20 protein-coding genes are annotated in these 20411 nt (G+C 67.6%); 7 read left to right on the top strand and 13 right to left on the bottom strand.

From position 1 onward, the window contains the following. Positions 1–60: 60 nt before the first annotated feature. Together ACFOWZ_RS00565 and ACFOWZ_RS00560 are read left to right on the top strand one after the other, a co-directional pair. The gene (locus tag ACFOWZ_RS00565; RefSeq protein ID WP_382367073.1) at positions 61–1554 is read left to right on the top strand and encodes a CocE/NonD family hydrolase; all 1494 of its coding nucleotides are present in this window, start codon (positions 61–63) and stop codon (positions 1552–1554) included. A gap of 69 nt (positions 1555–1623) precedes the next feature. After that, positions 1624–2676, top strand: coding sequence for a winged helix DNA-binding domain-containing protein (locus ACFOWZ_RS00560; protein ID WP_382367071.1), 1053 nt, complete (start codon positions 1624–1626; stop codon positions 2674–2676). Here the strand turns inward: ACFOWZ_RS00560 and ACFOWZ_RS00555 are convergent. From ACFOWZ_RS00555 to dapE, 3 genes are read right to left on the bottom strand one after another with little or no spacing between them, the layout of a single operon-like run. After that, entirely contained in the window at positions 2647–3198 is a 552-nt protein-coding gene (locus ACFOWZ_RS00555; protein ID WP_382367069.1) for an LOG family protein, read from the bottom strand. The genes ACFOWZ_RS00560 and ACFOWZ_RS00555 overlap by 30 nt on opposite strands. Next, a complete protein-coding gene (locus tag ACFOWZ_RS00550) occupies positions 3180–3956 on the bottom strand; it encodes an LOG family protein (RefSeq protein WP_382367067.1) in 777 nt (258 codons plus the stop codon). The genes ACFOWZ_RS00555 and ACFOWZ_RS00550 overlap by 19 nt, the downstream gene beginning before the upstream one ends. A 17-nt stretch (positions 3957–3973) precedes the next feature. Beyond that, positions 3974–5041 carry a succinyl-diaminopimelate desuccinylase gene (gene dapE, locus ACFOWZ_RS00545; RefSeq protein WP_382367065.1) on the bottom strand — a complete coding sequence of 356 codons (1068 nt, stop codon included), beginning with the start codon at positions 5039–5041 and terminating at the stop codon, positions 3974–3976. A gap of 237 nt (positions 5042–5278) precedes the next feature. On the opposite strand from dapE, the gene ACFOWZ_RS00540 reads away from it, so the two are divergent. The 3 genes from ACFOWZ_RS00540 (at position 5279) to ACFOWZ_RS00530 (ending at position 7680) form a co-directional block, all read left to right on the top strand. Next, the gene (locus ACFOWZ_RS00540; RefSeq protein ID WP_382367063.1) at positions 5279–5512 is read left to right on the top strand and encodes a hypothetical protein; all 234 of its coding nucleotides are present in this window, start codon (positions 5279–5281) and stop codon (positions 5510–5512) included. 176 nt (positions 5513–5688) lie between these two features. Continuing rightward, positions 5689–6645, top strand: a complete 957-nt coding sequence (gene dapD, locus ACFOWZ_RS00535; protein WP_382367061.1) for a 2,3,4,5-tetrahydropyridine-2,6-dicarboxylate N-succinyltransferase — start codon at positions 5689–5691, stop codon at positions 6643–6645. Between the two features lie 129 nt (positions 6646–6774). Beyond that, positions 6775–7680, top strand: a complete 906-nt coding sequence (locus ACFOWZ_RS00530; protein WP_382367059.1) for a hypothetical protein — start codon at positions 6775–6777, stop codon at positions 7678–7680. 2 nt (positions 7681–7682) lie between these two features. Here the strand turns inward: ACFOWZ_RS00530 and dapC are convergent, their stop codons facing one another. Both dapC and fdxA read right to left on the bottom strand, forming a co-directional pair. Continuing rightward, positions 7683–8792, bottom strand: coding sequence for a succinyldiaminopimelate transaminase (gene dapC, locus ACFOWZ_RS00525; protein WP_382367057.1), 1110 nt, complete (start codon positions 8790–8792; stop codon positions 7683–7685). After that, a complete protein-coding gene (gene fdxA / locus ACFOWZ_RS00520) occupies positions 8789–9115 on the bottom strand; it encodes a ferredoxin (RefSeq protein WP_382367055.1) in 327 nt (108 codons plus the stop codon). Before fdxA ends, dapC begins: the two co-directional genes overlap by 4 nt. A 145-nt stretch (positions 9116–9260) precedes the next feature. Here fdxA and ACFOWZ_RS00515 point away from each other — a divergent pair, with 145 nt between their 5' ends. After that, positions 9261–9983: a GNAT family N-acetyltransferase gene (locus ACFOWZ_RS00515; RefSeq protein ID WP_382367053.1), complete on the top strand. Its 723-nt coding sequence runs from the start codon at positions 9261–9263 to the stop codon at positions 9981–9983. Here the strand turns inward: ACFOWZ_RS00515 and ACFOWZ_RS00510 are convergent. From ACFOWZ_RS00510 to ACFOWZ_RS00475, 8 genes are all read right to left on the bottom strand, one after another. Next, positions 9959–10384 (bottom strand): hypothetical protein, encoded by a 426-nt coding sequence (locus ACFOWZ_RS00510; protein WP_382367051.1) that lies wholly within the window; start codon positions 10382–10384, stop codon positions 9959–9961. The two genes, ACFOWZ_RS00515 and ACFOWZ_RS00510, sit on opposite strands and share 25 nt — an antisense overlap. Continuing rightward, positions 10374–11210 carry an N-acetyl-1-D-myo-inositol-2-amino-2-deoxy-alpha-D-glucopyranoside deacetylase gene (gene mshB / locus ACFOWZ_RS00505; protein WP_382367049.1) on the bottom strand — a complete coding sequence of 279 codons (837 nt, stop codon included), beginning with the start codon at positions 11208–11210 and terminating at the stop codon, positions 10374–10376. The genes ACFOWZ_RS00510 and mshB overlap by 11 nt, the downstream gene beginning before the upstream one ends. A gap of 109 nt (positions 11211–11319) precedes the next feature. Beyond that, complete coding sequence (locus ACFOWZ_RS00500) at positions 11320–12312, bottom strand: ABC transporter ATP-binding protein (protein WP_382367047.1); 993 nt, start codon at positions 12310–12312, stop codon at positions 11320–11322. Then, entirely contained in the window at positions 12309–13469 is a 1161-nt protein-coding gene (locus ACFOWZ_RS00495; protein ID WP_382367045.1) for an ABC transporter ATP-binding protein, read from the bottom strand. Before ACFOWZ_RS00495 ends, ACFOWZ_RS00500 begins: the two co-directional genes overlap by 4 nt. Next, complete coding sequence (locus ACFOWZ_RS00490) at positions 13469–14392, bottom strand: ABC transporter permease (protein ID WP_372497510.1); 924 nt, start codon at positions 14390–14392, stop codon at positions 13469–13471. Before ACFOWZ_RS00490 ends, ACFOWZ_RS00495 begins: the two co-directional genes overlap by 1 nt. A gap of 1 nt (position 14393) precedes the next feature. After that, entirely contained in the window at positions 14394–15392 is a 999-nt protein-coding gene (locus tag ACFOWZ_RS00485; protein ID WP_382367043.1) for an ABC transporter permease, read from the bottom strand. 94 nt (positions 15393–15486) lie between these two features. Further along, positions 15487–17265: an ABC transporter family substrate-binding protein gene (locus tag ACFOWZ_RS00480; protein ID WP_382367041.1), complete on the bottom strand. Its 1779-nt coding sequence runs from the start codon at positions 17263–17265 to the stop codon at positions 15487–15489. A gap of 298 nt (positions 17266–17563) precedes the next feature. Then, entirely contained in the window at positions 17564–19228 is a 1665-nt protein-coding gene (locus tag ACFOWZ_RS00475; protein ID WP_382367039.1) for an ABC transporter family substrate-binding protein, read from the bottom strand. 816 nt (positions 19229–20044) lie between these two features. Between ACFOWZ_RS00475 and ACFOWZ_RS00470 the strand changes: the two genes are divergently transcribed. Then, positions 20045–20411, top strand: a 367-nt coding sequence (locus ACFOWZ_RS00470; RefSeq protein WP_382367037.1) for a hypothetical protein, incomplete at its 3' end; no start/stop codon positions are given.

Below are 20411 nucleotides of genomic sequence, written 5' to 3'. Positions count from 1 at the left end.
TCTGCTTTACTCCCCAGTAACAACCCTGTGTGATCTACGTCATGGTCAAGGAGGACCAGCGTGCGACGATCACTTGTTTCAGTCCTGGTACTCCTCACAACCCTGCTCGGTGCTCCAGTCGCCAACGCGGCTCCCGGAAGCTCCATCTCCTACAAGTCGATCTCCGGCGTCGGTGGCACCACTCTGAAGGCCTTCGTCGTCGAACCGACCGGAATCGGCAACGGTCCCTTCCCGTTGCTCGTCATGCCGTCCAGCTGGGCGGTACCCAACATCGAGTACGTCGGCGCGGCGGCCAAGCTCGCCAAGGAGTCCGGCTACGTCGTGGTCAGCTACACGAGCCGCGGCTTCTGGGACTCCGGCGGCGAGATCGACATCGCCGGTCCCGACACCGTCGGCGACGTCAGCAAGGTCATCGACTGGGCCGTCGCGAACGCCCACGCCGACGGCACCAAGGTCGGCGTCGCCGGGATCTCCTACGGCGCGGGGCAGTCCCTGCTGGCGGCGGCCGCGGACAAGCGCATCAAGGCCGCGGCGGCGTTGAGCACGTGGACCGACCTGGCCCGCTCGCTCTACCCGTACAGCACCGTGAACAAGCAGGCCGTCGAGGTCCTGCTCGCCGCGGGCCACGCCACCGGACGTCCAGGACCGGTCCTGAACGAGGCCGAGGACGCCTACCGCGACGGCAGGTTCTGGGAGGTCGTGCCGATCTCCGCGGGACGTTCGGCCGCCTCGAAGATCGACCAGATCAACGCCAACGGCACCGCGGTGATGATCGGCAACGCCTGGAACGACGGCATCTTCGCGCCGGGCCAGGTCGCCGACTTCTACTCGAAGCTCACCGGCCCCAAGCGACTCATGCTCTCGCCGGGCGACCACGCCACCGCCGAGCTCTTCGGCGCGGCGGGCCTGCCCAACGAGATCTGGGAGTCGGTGGGCCGCTGGTTCGACCGCTACGTCAAGGGCGCGGCCAACGGCATCGACGCCGAGCAGCCGGTGCAGCTCAAGCCCAACAACGGCGGCACGTGGAAGAAGTTCGGCGCGTGGCCGGCGGGCGCCGCCGACACGATGCAGCTGGACAGCAAGAAGATCTACGCGGGCTGGAACACGGTCGCGGACAGCGGCACGATCCTGCTCTCCGGTGCGCTGCAAGGGTTCCTGAACATCCCGACCGGGGTGGGGCTGCCGTTCGTCGACCGCAACCTGGCGGGAGTGTGGAGCGGCCCGCAGTACTGGAGCGGCGCCACGATCGCGGGCACGCCGAAGCTGAAGCTGACGGTGACCCCGAGCGCGGAGACAACCACGTTGTTCGCGTACCTGTACGAGGTCGGACCGCTGGGCCTCGGCTCGCTGATCACGCACAAGCCGGTGAAGGTGACCGGCGCGGGCCGCACGCAGACGCTCGACGTCGAACTCGAGCCGACGGTGTGGAACGTCGGCGCGGGCGACCGGCTCGCACTGGTGATCGACACCGTGGACCCGCGCTACCTCAGCGAGTCGACGCGTGGTTCGACCGTCACTTTCGGACCGTCGAGCCTGACGGTGCCGAAGGCCTGACCACATCCAGCCCAACTCCACCTCCGACACCATCGAGCTACCAGGTGCCGAAGGCGTAAGAATGTCCGGGTGGACCTCACCCGGCAGCAGGTGCTCCTCCACCGGATCCATCAGCACGAGCTGGACCGGCGAGTCTCCGACGCGGCCGAGTTGGCGGTGTTCTCCCTGGGCGTCCAGGACAACACCTCCGGCTCGGCCCTGCTGAGTCTCGCCGCCAGGCTCGCAGAGCCCTCGGTGGACGAGTTCGTCGTGACCTGGTCCGTGCGCGGTGCCCCGCACCTGCACCGGGCCGGCGAGCTGAAGGCGTTCTCCCGCGCGCTGTGGCCGTGGAGCGACGCCGACGCCCGTGCCCGCGCTTCCCGTCCCAAGGTGGACGACATGGTCGACGCCCTGCGGCACATCGCCACGGCGATGAGGTCGATCGTCACCAAGCCGATGACCAAGGGCGACGTCAGCACCGCGCTGACCCCGTTGGCGCCGAAGCAGACCATCGAGCCGTGCCGGGGCTGCGGTACCGAGCACGTGAGCGACTCGATCTTCCGGCTCGGCGCACTGCCCGCGGGTCTCCGGATCATCCCGGAGGAGAAGACCGTGACGTTCGAGCGCATCCACGGCTGGCCGGGCGTGCCGCGCAGGACCGCGGGCTTCGACGAGCTCATCCACCGCTACCTGACCCTGCACGGTCCCGCCGGACCGTCCGAAGTGGCCAGTTACTTCGGCACGACCACCCGCGAGGTCAAGAAGCAGTGGCCGAAGGACGGCCTCGAAGAAGTGACCGTCGACGGCCAGAAGGCGTGGCTGCCGGAGGACGTGGAGATCGCCGACGCCGAACCGCCCGCAGTGCGCCTGCTGCCCCCGACCGACCCGTACCTGCAGGCCCGCGACCGGGACCTGCTGCTGCCGGACAAGGCCGCGCAGAAGGACATCTTCCGCATCCTCGGCCGGCGCGGTGCCGTGCTCGTCGACGGCGAGATCGCGGGCTCCTGGCAGGGCAGGGTGGTCTCCGGCAAGCGGTTCGAGGTGACGGCCACGCCGTACCGCCCGCTGCCGGATCTCCTGCCGGAGGCCCAGATCCTGGCCGAGGCCAAGGGGCTAAACGACGCAAGCGTCAAGAGCAACTGACACGTCGTCCGTGACGACGAGCGACTTCAGCGCCGCGTGGGACACGAATCCCTTGTCCCGCAACTCGCTCAGCCACTCGACGAGTCCCTTGTAGTGGTTGTCGACGTCGAGCAGCACGACCGGCTTGGCGTGCATGCCCAGCACACCCGCCGTCCACACCTCGAAGAACTCCTCCGCGGTCCCAATGCCACCGGGCAGCGTGAGGAACGCGTCGGCCTTGTCGTCCATCATCTTCTTGCGCTCGCGCATGGTGTCGACGACGTGCAGCTCGGTCGACTCGCGGTCGGCGATCTCCCTGGTGGCCAGCCCCTTCGGGATGACGCCGTAGGTGAACGCCCCACCAGCGCGAGCCTCCCGCGCCACCGCACCCATCATCGACGTCTGCCCGCCACCCCACACGAGGTTCCACCCGCGCGCGGCGATCTGGCGCCCCACCTCGGCGGCGAGCTCGATGTAGCTCTGCGGAACCGTCGCGAGACTCCCGCAGTAGACAGCGACATACATCAGTGTGCGTCCGCCCATGCCTGGTGCGCTTCCTTGACCACGCGCACCGCGTCCTCGATGTCGTCGGTGAGGTGCAGCAGCGCGAGGTCCTTCTCCCCGACCTTGCCGCCTTCCAGCACCGAGTTCTTGATCCAGTCGTAGAGCCCCTGCCAGTAGTGCGTTCCGAAGAGCACCACCGGGAACTTGGTGACCTTCTTCGTCTGCACGAGCGTCAACGCCTCGAAGAGCTCGTCGAGCGTGCCGAAGCCACCCGGCAGGCAGATGAACGCCTGGGAGTACTTGATGAACATCGTCTTGCGCACGAAGAAGTAGCGGAAGTTCACCCCGAGGTCCACCCACGGGTTGAGCCCCTGCTCGAACGGCAGCTCGATCCCGAGCCCGATCGAGAACCCACCGGCCTCGGAACACCCCCGGTTGACGGCCTCCATGGCCCCCGGCCCACCCCCGGTGATCGCCGCGAACCCGGCCTGCGCCAACGCCGCACCGAGATCCCGCCCGAGCTGGTACTCGGGGTGGTCCCGCCCGGTCCGGGCAGACCCGAACACGGTCACCGCACTGGGAACCTCGGCCAGCGCACCGAAACCTTCGACGAACTCCGCCTGAATCCGCAGCACCCGCCACGGATCGGTGTGCACCCAGTCCGAGGGCCCACGAGAATCGAGCAGGCGCTGATCCGTGGTGGTGAGCTCGTCCCTGCGCTCCCGCCGCAACACGACGGGCCCGCGCACCTTCTCGTGAGGACGCTCGTCCACAACGCCGTTCTTGTCTTCCGTCATCACTGAGATATTAGTGATCAGGCAAGCAGAAATCGCTTAAGCACGTCGAAACACCCGGTGATCTGCTGGACCTGCACGTGCTCTTCCTGCGTGTGCGCCAACGTCGGATCCCCGGGCCCGAAATTCACCGCAGGCATCCCCAACGCCGCGAACCGGGCAACGTCCGTCCACCCGAGCTTGGCCACCGGCACCCCACCAGCCGCCTCGACCAGCTCCCGGGCAGCAGGCGCCTGCAACCCGGGCAACGCCCCACCGGAGAAGTCCGTGACGACGACCTCGAACCCCTCGAACACCTCACGAAGATGCTGCTCAGCCTGCTCAACGGACCGATCAGGCGCAAACCGGTGGTTCACCGTCAGCACAGCCTCGTCCGGCACGACGTTGCCGGCAACACCCCCGCTGATCTTCACCGCCTGCAACCCTTCGTGGTACCGGCACCCGTCGATCTCGGGCTGCCGAGGCACATAAGCCTCAAGCCGCCGCAACGCCTCCCCCATCCCGTGAATGGCGTTCTCCCCCATCCACGCCCGAGCGGTGTGCGCTCGCTTCCCCCGAGTCCGAACCTCAACGCGCATGGTCCCCTGACACCCGGCCTCAACCGTCCCGTTGGACGGCTCACACACGATGGCCAGGTCCCCGGTCAACCACTCAACGGCCTCCCGCTCGATCCGAGTGAGCCCGTTGCGCTCAGCCTCGATCTCCTCGCAGTCGTAAAACACAAACGTCAGATCGTGCCGAGCCTCAGCACTAAGAGCCGCGATCGCGAGCATGACCGCGTCGCCACCCTTCATGTCGACGGTCCCGCACCCGTGCAGGACATCCCCCTCACGCCGACTGGGAAAGTTCCGGTTGATCGGCACGGTGTCCAAATGCCCGGCCAACACAACCCGCCGCTCCCGCCCGAGCCGAGTCCGCGCCAACACGGCGTTCCCCGATCGAGTGATCTCCAAATGCGGCGCATGAGCCTTCAACGACCGTTCGACGAGATCAGCGATCTCCGCCTCCTCCCCGGACACGCTGCGCACATCGACGAGCGCAACCGTCAACTCAACCGGGTCAGCGAAGAGATCAAGGGTGTCAGACACCCCCCAACCCTACTAACCAACTTGGGCCTACTCCGTTCAGCCGATACGGTGCGCTCCGTGTTCAAACGCACACTCGTGGTCATCCCGTTGATGCTCATGGCAACGGCCTGCGGCGAACCCAACGCAGCCTGCGACCGCCAGTGCGGCCAAATCCGAACCCTCTTCACAGCCCCCTGCGGCTCCCAGCACACCGGCACCCCAGCAGACTGCGCAGCCTGGGTGTCCCAGGTCAGCACCATGACCCGCAACCTGAACCAGGCCTTCCAGGGCAAACAGGTAGAGCAGGACGTCAGCGAGGTCCTCCCCCGCCTGATGACGGCAGTAGGCGACTTCGAGGCCCTCAAGTGCGGCGAAGTGCAGGTGGACAACGTCTCCAGCACAGACGCCCGCCAGTCGAAGTGCAACGAGGCACTAATAGCCACAAGGGGCGACCTCGGCAGCCTGTACTTCAGCGCAGACGTACCGGACTAGTAGAAGTCGGCACCGAGCATTTGCTGTTTGGCGCGAAAAGCACGTTCGGGCCGATAGATGGCCCGAACGTGCTTTTCCCGCCAAACAACATGGCTGGGCGGGGCTGAGACGCTCTGCTTCGGCACAGGGTCGCGCGACCGGCGCGTCCCGGAAACCCGAGGACTAGGCTCACCCCCGTGAGCACCGCATACGGCATCGGCCTGGCCACAGTGACCCCGGACGGCACCGTCCTCGACACCTGGTACCCGTCCCCATCCGTGGGAGACGCAGGAGACTTGGGCACGACCCGCCTGTCGTCAGCGGAGATCGCGGAGTCTCTCGGCGAGTCCGCCGCCAAGCTGCTGGGCGAGGACCCGGAGCGCGACGTGGAAGTGGTAGGCGTCCGGGTAGCCATCGATCTGACCGCCGCACCAGCAGACACCTACGACGTCTGGCTGAGGCTCCACCTCCTGAGCCACCGCCTGATCAAGCCTCACGGCGCCAACCTGGACGGCCTCTTCGGCCTCCTGACCAACGTCGTCTGGACCAACCACGGCCCCTGCGCAGTAGAAGACTTCGAACAGACCAGGGCAAGGCTCCGCACCAGGGGCCCGGTAACGGTCTACGGAGTGGACAAGTTCCCCAGGATGGTCGACTACGTCCTCCCGACCGGCGTCAGGATCGGCGACGCAGACCGAGTCCGCCTGGGAGCCCACCTGGCCCCGGGCACCACGGTCATGCACGAGGGCTTCGTCAACTTCAACGCCGGCACCCTCGGCAACTCCATGGTCGAGGGCCGGATCTCCGGCGGCGTGGTGGTCGGCGACGGCTCCGACGTGGGCGGCGGCGCCTCGATCATGGGCACCCTGTCCGGCGGCGGCAAGCAGGTCATCAGCCTGGGCGAGCGTTGCCTGCTCGGCGCCAACGCGGGCCTCGGCATCTCCCTCGGCGACGACTGCGTGGTCGAGGCGGGCCTCTACATCACCGCGGGCACCAAGGTCACGCTCCCGGACGGCGAGGTCGTCAAGGCCGTGACCCTCAGCGGCCAGTCCAACCTGCTCTTCATCCGGGACTCCGTGACCGGCACCGTCAAGGTCAAGCCGCGCAAGGGCACCGGCGTCGAGCTGAACGCCGCTTTGCACGCTAACGACTGACAGCGACAAGCCGCTTCTAGGACCAGCCGCTTCTAGGAGATAAAAACTGTCTGGGGCCCGGTCTGCTGAGGCAGGCTGGGCCCGTGCCAACTTCATGACCGTCCGTACGACCGCCCAGAGGAGGTGCACGTGCTGAAACAGCGACTCGAGTTGAACGCTCGCGCTGCCATCGAGCGTGCCCTGCAGGGCGCGCAGTCCGAGGACTCGTTCGTGGAGTTCAAGACGCAGTGGCCGGTCGACCACGGCAAGGCCGCGCGCCAGATCGCCGCGCTGTGCAACGCCGCCCGCGGTTCCGAGGCGATGTGGATCGTCGGTGTCGACGAGAAGGGCCGCTACGTCAAGGGAGCGCCCGCCGAGGAGCTGTCGAGCTGGTGGCCCAGGGTGGAGAGCCACTTCGACGGCGTCGCACCGGGGCTCACGACCGTCGCGTTCGACTGGGCGCGAGGCCGCACGGTCGTCGTCCTCAGCCTCCAGACCGACAACGCGCCGTACGTCTTCGTCACGAAGAAGGAGCCCTACAGCCGAGAAATCCCGTGGCGCTCAGGCGAACGCACGCGGAGTGCCCGCCGGGGCGAGATCCTGGAGCTGCTGATCCCCAAGCTCGACATGCCGGGCTGGGAGTTCGTCAGCGCCAGGGCCACCCTGAGCCAGCACTCCCCGACGCTGCGGTTCGAGGGCGACCTCTACCTGGAGACGAACCAGCCGCTGTCGCTGCCGCACCACCGATGCCATTCGTACGCGACCTTCGGGCTCGACAGCGAGACTGTCGACCTGGCGTTCAGCTTCCGCACGAACACGCGGGACGTGCGGGCGGTCGAGCGCGTCGTGCGGGTCGCGGAACCGGCCGTGCTCCACGTCAGCGCGGACGCGGACGTGGAGCTGGACGCGTTCCAGGACCTCTGGGACCTGCACTGGCACCTGGTGCTCGGCCTCGGTCTGAGCGGCGAGGAGATCAGCACCAGCGTGCGGCTCACCACGGACGCGGTGCCGCCGAACCAGTTCACCCGCAGGGTCTGGTCGGCGCTCAAGCCCTGAGATCAGGCGCTGAGTCGTTCGGCTGCCGCCGCGATCCGCTCGTCCGTGGCCGTCAACGCGATCCGCACGTGCTGAGCACCTGCCGGCCCGTAGAACGTGCCGGGAGCGGCCAGGATCCCGCGGTCGGCCAGCCAGGAGATCGTCTCCCAGGCGTCCTCTCCGCGTGACGACCACAAGTAGAGCCCCGCCTCGGAGTGCGACACGGTGAACCCGGCCGCCTCCAGCGCGGGCTTCAGCACCTCGCGCCGGGCGAGGTAGCGGGCACGCTGCTCGGCCACGTGCGCGTCGTCCTCCAACGCCGCCCGCATGGCCTCCTGCACCGGCCGCGGCACGATCATCCCGGCGTGCTTGCGGAGCTCCAGCAGGTCCGAGATCAGCTCCGGGTCACCGGTGATGAACCCGGCGCGGTACCCCGCCAGGGACGACGACTTCGACAGCGAGTGCACGGCGAGCACACCGTCGAACGAGTCCACAACGGACGGATGCAGCACCGACACGGGCGAGGAGTCCCACGGCAGAGCCAGGTAGCACTCGTCCGACGCCACCACGGCGCCAACAGCCCTGGCCGCCTCAACCGCGTCACGCAGCTGCGCGGCGGACAACACACGTCCGGTCGGGTTCGACGGCGAGTTCAGCCACACCAGCCGGGTGCCGGCCGGAGGCTTCTCACCGTCGGCCAGGCGCACGACGGAAGCGCCCGCCAGCAACGCGCCAACCTCGTAGGTCGGGTACGCCACGGAGGGCACGGCCACGACGTCGCCCAGGCCGACACCGAGCAGGGTCGGCAGCCACGCCACGAGCTCCTTGGAGCCGATCGTGGGCAGCACCGCGTCCGCGGACAGCCCGACGATCCCGTACCGGCGCTCCACCGCGGCCACGAAGGCCGCACGCAGCTCCGGCGTGCCGTGGGTGGTCGGGTAACCGGGAACGTCGGCGACCGACGACAGCGCGGACTGGATCACCGCGGGGACCGGGTCGACGGGCGTGCCGACCGACAGGTCGACCACGCCACCGGGGTGCTTGCGCGCCTTGGCGGCGTGGTCGGACAGCGAGTCCCACGGGAAGTCCGGCAGTGCCGGCCCCCTGCGCTGGATCTTGGGCTGAATGATCAATGCCCCTCAGCCTGCGGCTCGAGCACCTTGATGAACTCGGGGTCGGCGCTGACCTTGCCGACCTTCGACGCGCCACCGGGCGAGCCGAGCTCGTTGAAGAAGTCCGCGTTCGCCTTGGTGTATTCCTTCCACTCGTCGGGGACGTCGTCCTCGTAGTAGATGGCTTCCACCGGGCACACGGGCTCGCACGCGCCACAGTCCACGCACTCGTCGGGGTGGATGTAGAGCATCCGGTCGCCTTCGTAGATGCAGTCGACGGGGCACTCTTCGATGCACGCCTTGTCGAGCACGTCCACGCACGGCTGGGCGATCACATAGGTCACTGCGCTCTCCAACTTCCTCTGGTCCACACCGCGCAAGCCGGAGAGTACGCGGCACGTTCGAGTATCACCCGGTCAGGCTTGCCTTAGCTGCACGGTGTTCCACGTCACCCCATCTGCTGGGACGTGCTCGGGAGAGGATGAACGCGTGCACACCGTGGATCACCTGGAATCGCTCTGCGCGCGAGCATGGCCCGCCCTGGCAGAAGTTCCGCTCGGAAACTGGTCGATGCGCGCTGCCGACGGCTTCACCGGCCGCGCCAACAGCACGCTGACCTGCGGTGATCCCGGAATGCCGATCCAGCAGGCCTTGACCGTCGCAGAAGGGTTCGCGCGCGAGCACGGCATCAAACCCACGGCTCACGTCGTGAACGGGTCCGCGCACGAGCGGGCGATCGAGGCCGCGGGCTGGCGCGTCGATCTCGACCATCCCGGCGGCGCGGAGTCGCTGGTCATGACCGGTCCGCTCGAGAAGTTCGCCGACGGCGTAGCGGAGAGTCGCGATCTTCCCGGATGGTGGGAACTCACGGCCGGATCCGAGGTTTCCGCCGCCCAACGACACGTGCTCGGAAGCGGTCCCGCGGTGTGCTTCGCGAGCATCACCGACAACGACTGGGTGATCGCCGCCGTGCGGGGCGCGGTCGTCGAGGACGTCCTGCACGTGGCCCGTCTCGCGGTGCGGCCGTCACATCGCCGCCAGGGCCTCGCACGGCGCCTCATGGGCGAGCTGGCGGGCTGGGGCCTCGAGCAGGGCGCCACGACGTGCGTGCTCCAGGTCGCCGAGCACAACGAGCCGGCGATCAGGCTGTACGAGGAGCTCGGCTGCACCGAGCACCACCGCTACCGCTACTGGATCCCCGCCGTCTCGTAGAGGCCGGGCCGGTTGGCCGCGTTGCGCGCCATGACGGCCCCCACCGCGATCGCCCCCGGCAGCGCGCCACCCGCGATCAGCAGCAGCGTGCGCCAGTCGCCCACCAGGAACTGACCGTTGCCGCCGGGCTCGAGGAAGCCGAGCGCGAAGATCGTGAAGAACCACACGATCAGCGGCGCCGCGGCGGCCAGGACCCGTCCGGACAGGGTGGCCGCCCACTGCACCAGCACCGGCGTCGTGACGACGGCCACCGCGATCGTGATCGGGAACGGGAAGTCGCCCAGCCGCGGCAGCAGCGTGCCGTCGAAGCGGACGGGCAGGAAGAACGTTTCGAGCACGGCGAGCACCGCTGCCTCGACGCACAGGAGCAGCAGCAAGAACACTCGCCAGCTAACGGTCACCCAGTCCTCCGAACAGGTCTGTCGACGCTCCGTCCGCCGACCCCTTCGCCAGCACGTAGTACTCCGCGCCGACCAGCGGCTGCGCGATGTTGTTCGACAACGCGTACCCGTCGTCCCACACACTGACCTGCGTCGAGTGTGCACGCAAAGCACGGCGCTTGGCCGTCAGGTGCTCGGACACGTCCACAACCGTTGTGATCTCTTCATCCGGCGTCACCGGCAGCTCGCCGGGCTCCGGCAGCCGGAACGCCTCCGGCACGTTCTCCAGCGCCGCCACACCGGCCTTCGTGGCGTCGCGGGACGTCACCGCGTAGAAGACCCGCTCGACGTCGGAGACCTGGGCGCACGCGGCCATGGTGATCTCGTGCGCGCGGATGTGGTCGGGGTGGCCGTAGCCGCCGAACGCGTCGTAGCTCACGACGACCTGAGGCTTGACCTCGCGCAGGACGTCGACCAGCTGGGCGGTCTGGTCGTCGAGCGAGCCCTGGACGAACGCGCGCGGGTGCGCGTTGGACGGCACGTCGACCATGCCGGAGTCGCGCCAGCGTCCGATGCCGCCGAGGAACCTGTGGTCGGTCACGCCGAGTGCGGCGCAGGCCGATCTGAGTTCACCCACGCGGTACCCGCCCAGCTGGTCGGCGGCGTCGGCGGCCAGGTGCGCCAGCGCGGGCGGGATGATCTCGCCCTCTTCGCCCAGCGTGCAGGTGACCACCGTGACGTGCGCGCCGGCCGAGGCGTAGCGCGCGATGGTGCCGCCGGTCCAGAGACTCTCGTCGTCCGGGTGGGCGTGCACGAAGAGCAACCGTGGTGGGGCAGTCAGCGTCACCGGAAAAGAGTAAAGGCTGTGTTTAACGCACCTCCACGGGAGGCCGCTTTCACGATGAACGGCGCTTTCGTTCACCTGAGGTGGACAAAAGCGCCGTTCATCGTGAATATCAGACGACCGAGCGTTCCTCGGCGAAGTGGCACGCGGACAACGTCCCGTCCGGCCCACCGCGCAGTTCCAGCTTCGGTTCCTCGGTGGCGCAGATGTCCTGCGCCTTCCAGCACCGCGTCCGGAACCGGCAGCCCGACGGCGGGTTGACCGGCGACGGCACGTCACCCGTCAGCACGATCCGCTGGCGCTTGCGCTCCTGCTTGGGGTCCGGCATCGGCACCGCGGACAGCAGCGCCTGCGTGTACGGGTGCATCGGCCTGCTGTAGATGGTCTCGCGCTCGCCCATCTCGATGATCTTGCCGAGGTACATCACCGCGACACGGTCCGAGATGTGCCGCACCACCGAGAGGTCGTGCGCCACGAACAGGTACGCGAGCCCGAGCCGTTCCTGCAGTTCCTCCAGCAGGTTCACGACACCGGCCTGCACCGAGACGTCCAGAGCGGACACCGGCTCGTCCAGCACCATGAACCGCGGGTTCAGCGCCAGCGCGCGGGCGATGCCGATGCGCTGCCGCTGACCGCCGGAGAACTCGTGCGGGTAGCGGTTGCGGTGCTCGGGGTTCAGGCCCACGAGCTCCAGCAGCTCGTTGACCCTGCGCTGCACGCCGCCTTCGACACCGTGGATCTGCAACGGCTCCGCGATGATGTCGTTGACCTGCCACTTGGGGTTCAACGACGCGTACGGGTCCTGGAAGACGATCTGGATGTCCTTGCGCAGCGGCCGCAGCTGCTTGTTGCTCATGGACGTCAGCTCGCGGCCCTCGAACTTCACCGAGCCCGAGGTCGGCTTGTGCAGCTGCAGGATCGCGCGCCCGGTCGTGGACTTGCCGCAGCCGGACTCGCCGACCAGGCCGAGCGTCTCGCCGGGGTTCAGCGAGAACGACACGCCGGACACGGCCTGCACCGTGCCGACGTTGCGCGGGATGATCCCCTTGCCGCGCACGGGGAACTCCTTGACGAGGTCGGTGACCTCCAGCAGCGGAGCGGTCACTTCGCCTCCTCATCCGTGATCAGAGTGCCGTGCACGGCGGTCACCTCGAGCGAGTCGTCCGGGTTGGCCGCGGCGAACACCGCCGGGTTCTCCACGGTGCCGATCTCGTCGTGCAGGAACAGCCTCTGGGGGTGGTCGATCGTCGCGAGGTGCTCCCAGCGGTGGCACCGCGTGCTGTGGTTGGCACCGGTCTCCTCCAGCTCCGGCTCCCACTCGTGGCACACGTCGGCCACGAGCGGGCAGCGCGGCGAGAACGAGCAGCCGGTCGGCAGGTTCACCAGCGAGGGCGGCGCGCCCTTGATCGGGGTGAGCCTCTTGCCCAGCGTGGACGGGTTCGGCACCGAACCCAGCAGGCCGACGGTGTAAGGCATCCGCGGCCGTTCGAAGACGTCGTCGACCGGGCCGGACTCGACCACGGTGCCGCCGTACATCACCTGCACGCGGTTGACCATGCCCGCGACCACGCCGAGGTCGTGCGTGATCATGACGATCGCCGCGTCGGTCTCGGTCTGGATCCGCAGCATGGTGTCGAGGATCTGCGCCTGCACCGTCACGTCGAGCGCGGTGGTCGGCTCGTCGGCGATGATCACGCTGGGGTCGTTGATGATCGCCATCGCGATGACCACGCGCTGCCGCATGCCACCGGAGAACTCGTGCGGGTACTGGGCCGCACGCTTGTCCGGTTGCGGGATGCCCACCAGCTCCAGCGCCTCGACCGCCTTCGCCCACGCCGCCTTCTTCGAGACGTCGTGGTGCGCGCGGTAGGTCTCGGCGAGCTGCCACCCCACGGTGTAGACGGGGTTCAGCGACGTCATCGGGTCCTGGAAGATCATCGAGATGTGCTTGCTGCGGAACGGCTGCATCTGCTTGTAGGTGCGGCCGTTCAGCTCCTCGCCGCGGTAGCGGATCGAGCCTTCGATGACGGCGTTCTTGGGCAGCAGGCCCATGATCGCCATGGAGGACACCGACTTGCCGGAGCCCGACTCGCCGACGATGCCCAGCACGTCGCCGGGGTTGAGGTCGAACGAGACGTTGCGCACGGCGCGGACGTCACCGTCGTCGGTCGGGAACGTGACCGACAGGTCCTTGACCGAGAGCAGCGGTGCGGTGGTGTTGGAGGGCAGGAAGTCCTCCGACAGTTCGGAAACACTCGTCATCAGGCACGCACCTTCGTCTGCCTCGGGTCGAACGCGTCGCGCAGGCCGTCACCGATGAAGTTGACGGCGAGGGAGAGCGACACGAGCACGATGAACGGACCCCAGAACAGCCACGGCCGGTTCAGGAACTGCCCGTAGTTCTCGAGCACGATCACGCCGAGCGAGGTGTCCGGGGGCTGGACGCCCAGTCCCAGGAACGACAGCGCGGCCTCGGTGAGCACCGCGGCCGCGATCGCCAGCGTGGCGTTGACCGTGATGCTGCCGATCATGTTCGGCACGAGGTGCTTGAAGATGATGCGCGGAGTGGAGGCACCGCAGGCGCGCGCCGCCTCGATGAACTCCCGCTGCGCCAGCGAAAGCGTCTCACCGCGCGTGATGCGGGCGATCTGCATCCACGCGAACGCGGCGAGCACCAGCGCGACGACGTACCAGCTGCCGGAGAAGCCCTTGACGACGATCGCGGCGACCGCGATCTGCGGGATGATCAGCAGCAGGTCGACCAGGCGCATCAGCGCCGTGTCGACGAAGCCGCGCAGATATCCGGCCAGGGCACCGAAGGTCACGCCGATGGCCGTGGCCAGCGCGGCCACGATCAGCGCGATCTGCAGCGAGTAGCCGGTGCCGCGCATGAGCAGCGCCAGCATGTCCTTGCCGACCTGGGTGGTGCCGAGCGGGTGAGTTCCGCTCATCGGCTGGTAGGACTTGCTGGACACGTCCTCGAAGTCGTAGGTCCAGATGAACGGGCCCACGAACGCGAAGAGGACGAGGAAGACGAAGACGCCGAGGCTCACCATCGCGAGCCGGTGACGCAGGAAGCGCCGCAGGACGAGCTGGCCCTGCGTGCGGGTCTTGGTGGCGTCGAACTCGTGCGAGTCGGACTGGGGAGCGCTGTTGACCACGCCGCCCTCGGACGCCAGGTTGATGTTAGCCAAGGCGAATCCTAGGGTCGAGGATGCCGTACACGACGTCGGCGATCAGGTTGAACAGCACGACCAGGGTCGCGGTGACCATCAGCCAGCCCATCAACATGGGCGGGTCGAACTGCCGCACGGAGTTCACCAGCAGCGTGCCCATGCCGGCCCAGCCGAACACGGTCTCGGTGATGATCGCGCCGGACAGCACGGCACCGAAGTTCAGCGAGAACAGCGTGGCGACGGGGATGAGGGCGTTGCGGAACGCGTGACGGAAGATCACCCGGCTCTGCGAGATGCCCTTGGCCCGCGCGGTGCGCACGAAGTCCGAGTGCAGGATCTCCAGCATGGAGGCGCGTTCGAACCGGCTGTACGCGGCGAAGCTGATCAGCATCAGCGCGACGGTCGGCAGCAGGAACGTGCCGGTGTACTTGAAGATCACTTCACCGAAACTGCCGCTGAAACCACCTGGCCGCGGACCCGCGGTGGTGAGCCAGCGGTCCAGCCCCATCGACTCCAGGACGTTGTTGAACTGGATGCCGTAGTTCTTCACGATGACCGCGACGCAGAAGATCGGCATCGAGAACATGAGGAACGCGGTGCTGGTGGCGAGGTAGTCGAAGATCGAGTACTGGCGCACGGCGGCGAGCACGCCGACCGAGACACCCAGTGTGAGAGCGAGCAGTTCGGCACCGATGACGAGCCGACCGGTGGTCCACAGCGCGTCTGTGACGGCGGGGTAGACAGCGGTCTTGGCCTGGCCGAGGGCGATGCTCTGGCCCCAGTCACCGCTCAGGAAGTCGGTGAGCCAGTTCCAGTAGCGGACGACGACGGGCTTGTCCAGACCGAGGGAGATCTCAGCGGCCTTGATGTCGGCTTCGGTGACGCCGGGCCGGAATCGCATCTCCGCCAGGGGGTTGCCGGCGGTGGCGACGAGGACGTAACAGGCGAAGCTGCCGATCAGCAGGATGGGTATCGAGATCAGCAGGCGCCGGATGATGTAGCGGATCACGGGCGGGCTCCTAGGGGGCAACCCGGCTCGGGCGGGGCCGGACTCGTGGTCCGGCCCCGCCCGGTCAGGCGTTGCGCACTTCAGCTAAGGCGAATTACTTGGTCTGCCACTCGTTGGCGTCCCAAAGCGCGCCGAAGTAGCTCTGGAAGTACACGCGGTCGAGCCCCTTGAAGGCCCACATGTTCGGCATCTGGAACAGCGGCAGCGAGCCGTACGAGTCGGCCAGTGCCGCGTCCGCCTCCGCCCAGTTCTTCAGCGAGTCGGAGATCGAAGTCTGCGAGACGGCCTTCTTCATCGCCTCGTCGGCCTTCGGCACGGACAGGTTCTGCCAGTTCTGGCCACCACCGGTCTCGTAGATCGACTTCTTGCCGCCCTTGAACGGCGAGCCGGACCACGCGAACAGCGCGACGTCGTAGTCACCAGCGGAGACGCGCTCGTCGAGGAAGTTCGGGTCGGTGTCGTCCTTGACCTCGATGCCGGCTTCCTTGCACTGGCCCTGGATCAGCTCGACGGTCTGCTTGCGGCGCGGGATGTCGGTGTGGCTGATCCGGAAGGAGGCACGCACGCCGTCCTTCGCGAACACGCCGTCGGCACCCTGCGTCCAGCCCGCGTCGCTCAGGATCTTCTTCGCCGCGGCCGGGTCACCCTTGGCCTTGTCGGCGTAGTTGTCCTTGTAGCCCTCGTCCTTCGGGAAGAAGATGAGGCTGCCCATCGGCTTGGCGTCGGACTGGACCTCGCTGATGAGCTTGTCGATGATGTCCTGGCGCTTCACGCACATGAAGAAGGCCTTGCGGATCTCCTCCTTGGCGAGGACCGGGTTCTTCATCTGCAGGTCGAGGTGCTCGAACGACAGGCCGGGGCCTGCGCCGAACGTCACGCCCTGGGCGTTGAGGCCCTTGAGCTTCGTGGCCGCGTTCGCGTCCGGCTGAGCGAAGGAGTTGACGGCGAGCTCACCGTTCTCCAGTGCCTGCGCCTGCGCGACCGGGTCCGGGATCGCCTTCAGGATGATCTTCGCGGGACCACCGGGCTTGCCGATCCACTTGGGGTTGCGCTCCAGCGTCACCGACTGGTTCGGCTCGAAGCCGGTCAGCACGTACGTGCCCGCACCCGGCATGAGCTCCTTGGTGAAGCCGTTCCACTTCTCGTTCCAGAAGTCAGCAGCCTTCTGGATGTCAGCGGCGGCGGCGTCCTTGTTCAGCTTGGTGACGTCGGCGATGCCGGTCTGCTTCTCGAGGATGTGCGCCGGGAGGACGTCCGTGTTGAACATGTCCTCGTAGTCCGGGTACGGCGCCGAGAAGGTGCCGACGAACGTCTGGTCGTCCTTGCACTCACCGGTCATCAGGTCGTACCCGGTGGTGCCGGCCGGCTTGAAGTACTTGCTGCCGTCGGCCTTCTTGGCGGTGTTGCTCTGCGTGAACCACGCCATGTAGAAGTCGTCGCAGTCCCAGGCCTCGCCGTCAGACCAGGTGACGCCCTTCTTCAGCTTCCAGGTCACGACCTGCGGAGACTTCGAGGTGACCTCGATAGAATCCATCACGTCCTTGTTCAGGATGACCTTGTTGTTGCCGTTGATGAGATGCGCACCAGGCTGAACAAGCGTCAGCGCGAACGTGTTGTAGGACTGGTTGGCGTCCTCCGTCGCGTTGTTGTACGAGGTGAACGGCTTGTCGGTCGAGACGACGACCTGGTCGCTCTGCTTCGTATCCGGCGCGGTGTAGCCGTCCGCGGACTCACCGCGAGCGGTCGCCATGTCCGCCACGGTGGCGTCGCCACCGTCGGCGTTGTTGCTCCCGCCACCGCCACCGCAGGCACCCAGCACGAGAGACGCGCTGGCGACCAGCGCGATCGCCGGAAGTGCTTTGGTTCTCCTCATTGACACGTGCCCTCCTAGCACTGGGCGGCCGTGGCCGGGTCGGCGTGCACGCCCAAAACGAAGATGTGCCATACGCGCCCCGAACCGGCACATCGGGGGCACGGTATGAACCCGCTGAGGTGGTGGTCACTACCTGATGGGGTGATCGTGACCCAATGGAAACAGGTTGTAGCACGCCGCAATGGCCCGATTACCGGGCGGAAGCGTTCGTTGACCGGGCGGGAGAAATTCTGTCAACGAGGGCGGCCGAAAGTAGCAACGCCGGAACCCCTCGCGCAACGGGTTTCTCACGCCTTGGCTACTTGCCCAGACGCCGCCATTCAGGCGCCCCGCTGAGCACGCCGGCGAGCGGCGCGCCGGTGTCGACACCCGACACCGCGGAGGGGAGCACCCCGAGAAGATCGACCACCTGGAACAGCGGCACCGCGACGGCCTGAGCCTGGATCTGCGGCTCGACCCGTGCCAGCACGTCCGACAGCAGCGCCTTGCCGTTCAACGCGGCGTCGACGTCGTTCTGCATCGCCTGGTCGCAGAACCCGGCCGGGTTCTGCGGGCTGGGCGTGCCCCCGTCCTGCACGGTCCCGGCGCACCCGTACACGCTGGCCAGCGCCGCCGACGAGTCACCGGCGTCCACGCGGGGCACGACAGCGATGTCGACGTCCTTCTCGGTCAGCTGCTTGCTGAACAGCTCCGCCGCGTTGGGCGTGACGACCTCGGAGTCGATGCCACGCTCGGCGAGCTGCGCCTTGATCCGGTTCGCGATGCCGACGTACGGCTCGACCTTCTCCGGCGCGGCGATCCGCAGCTTGAGCGGCTTGCCGCCCTTCTGCCACCCGCTGCCGGCCTTCGCGTACCCGGCCTCGGTGAGGAGCTGGTCGACAGCCGCCGCGTTGAGCGTGTTGCCCGTGATGGTCGCCTGGTACCCGGCCCGGCTGGGCGGCACGACGTAGGAGTCGGCCCGGAACTGCGCACTGGGCCCGCTCTGCGTGCCGTACGCGATCAGCGCGTCCCGGTCGAGTGCCGCCACGACCGCCCGCCGAGCCTTGACGTCCGCGAGCTGCGGGCTGACCGGCCGGAGCAGCACCTGCACGACCTCGTTGCGAGGAACGGGCTTGGTGGTGAGCTGCTCGATCGTCTTGAGCAGGTTCACGTCAGCAGCGTCCGCCCGCAGCAAAGCCGCCTGGTTGTCGCCTTTGGACAGCGACTCGGCCATGGCGCTGTGCGTGGCCCGCCGGATGACGACCCGGTCGAGCGTCGTCGGCACCTCCCAGTACCGGTCGCTGCGCTCCAGCACCACCTCGCCACGGGGCTCGTCCAGGCTGCGCACCTGGAACGGCCCGGCAGTGGCCGGGAAACCGGTGGCCAGCACGTTCGACCAGGTACCGGGCGCGTCCTTGAGCAGATGAGCGGGCAACAGGTTCGCGAAGAGACTCCGCCAGCCGGGAAACGGCTTGCCGAACGCGACCTCGACGACCTTGCCGCCCTCCCGAGCGCTGATGTTGTTGATGAGCCGGTAACCCGCAGGATCCACAACACCGGGCTCGACGCGCATACGCTGCCAGAGGTACGAGAAGTCCTCGGCGGCAATGGGCGCGCTGTCAGACCAGCTGGCGTCCTTGCGGATCGTGTAGGTGACGGTGAACGGCTCGACCTTGGTGACCTTCGCACTCACCATGAGGTTCCGGTCGAGCTGCGGCGCGCCGTCATTCCCGGCCCGGAACACCGACGGCAGCAGCAGCGAACTCAGCGCCGTGGTGATCGGACTCTGCGCGGCGAGCGAGTGCGGGTTGTAACCACCCGCCACGTCGTCGACCCCGACCACGATCTCGGTGACCTTGGGCCCCGTGGTGGTGATGACGGGAGCCTCGGACTTGGGAACCAACGGCGGAGGCGGCGCGTTCGTGCACGCCGCGGCTGTGCCGCACAACACGGCAGCAACCAGCACTCCCCCGAGACGCCTCATGGTCCTCACATTGCCAGAAGGGTGGTGTTGACGTGCGGGCAACCCGGGTTTTGTCACCCGTGCCTAGTGGTGGGACGTCGGGGCGGGTGGCGGGGTTGCTTGCACGGTGGGTAGTACGGCTCACCTCGTCGGGTGGTTCGGTGGACGGGTCGGCTGGTTTTGGGTGGTTGAAACGCTGGCGCGGTGGCGCAGATCGACAGGACCTGCTTGCGCCGACGGCAGCGCGTCGTGAGCCGGGTGCGGTGGGGGCTCGCGGTGGTCCGGAGGGTCGGCTTGTGGTTGGGGTGTGCGGGCCGGATTGCGGGTCGCGATGATGTGGTGTGCGGGTCGGCTTGCCTTGGGGCGTGCGCGGGTCGGCTTGGGTGGTTCGGCGCGGGTTCCAGCGGGGTGGTCACCTGCCGTATGCCGTGTCGCCTTGGGTTGGTGGTCGCTTTGGGGCGTATGACGAGCCGGGTCATTTCATCGCCGCTTCGCGACGATTGCGATTGGGGCTTGACTTCGGGACCCTTGCGAGGCGCTCATCGGCCTTAAAAAGCCGGGCAATAAGAGCCCGGCCGATCCAACCAGCATAGCACCTCGCTCCCAAAGTCAAGCCCCAATCGCAATCGTGCGTGGTCCCGTTTGTTGGTCAGCTTCCGCCATTACCGCTTGCCCGATGACGCATTGCCCTGTCCGGCTCGGCTTCGCCATCGCGATTGTTGGGAGCTCGGCTTCGCCATCGTGACGTTGGTAGTGGGAGGTTCGGCTCGGCTTCGCCATTGCGGTTGATGGGGTTCTGGCTTCGCCATCAACAGCGGTTCGAGTGGGGAGAGCGGATTGTGCTTCGCCATCGCGGTTCGGGGCCGCTCGGCGTTGCCTTTACGCCTTGCCATTACCCGCCGCCATTGCCGCTGCCGCCTGGCCTTCGGTTTCGGCTTCGGCTTCGGCTTCGGCTTCGGCTTCGGCTTCGCGGAATTGTCCACACCCGACGCAAGGTCCACGCGGCAGCCAAGAAGGCCGCCACCCATCAGCCGACAACCAGGCGGCATTCACTGGCTTGCCTGGCCGCGGCCAGGCAGCATCGCTTTACCTGCCCGGCTGCGGTTAGGCAGTGTTGATCAGGTTGCGCCTGGGACTTCGTTGCGGGTCGAGCCCAATGCCGCTAAGTTAAGCGACCCTGCCGAATATGTGCAGCTCGGGCGGC

It is taken from the genome of Lentzea rhizosphaerae (genome assembly GCF_042649515.1).
GTDB classification, from domain to species: domain Bacteria; phylum Actinomycetota; class Actinomycetes; order Mycobacteriales; family Pseudonocardiaceae; genus Lentzea; species Lentzea aerocolonigenes.
The sequence above is the reverse complement of the archived record's forward strand: the minus strand, read 5'-3'. Positions and strand labels throughout refer to the sequence as shown.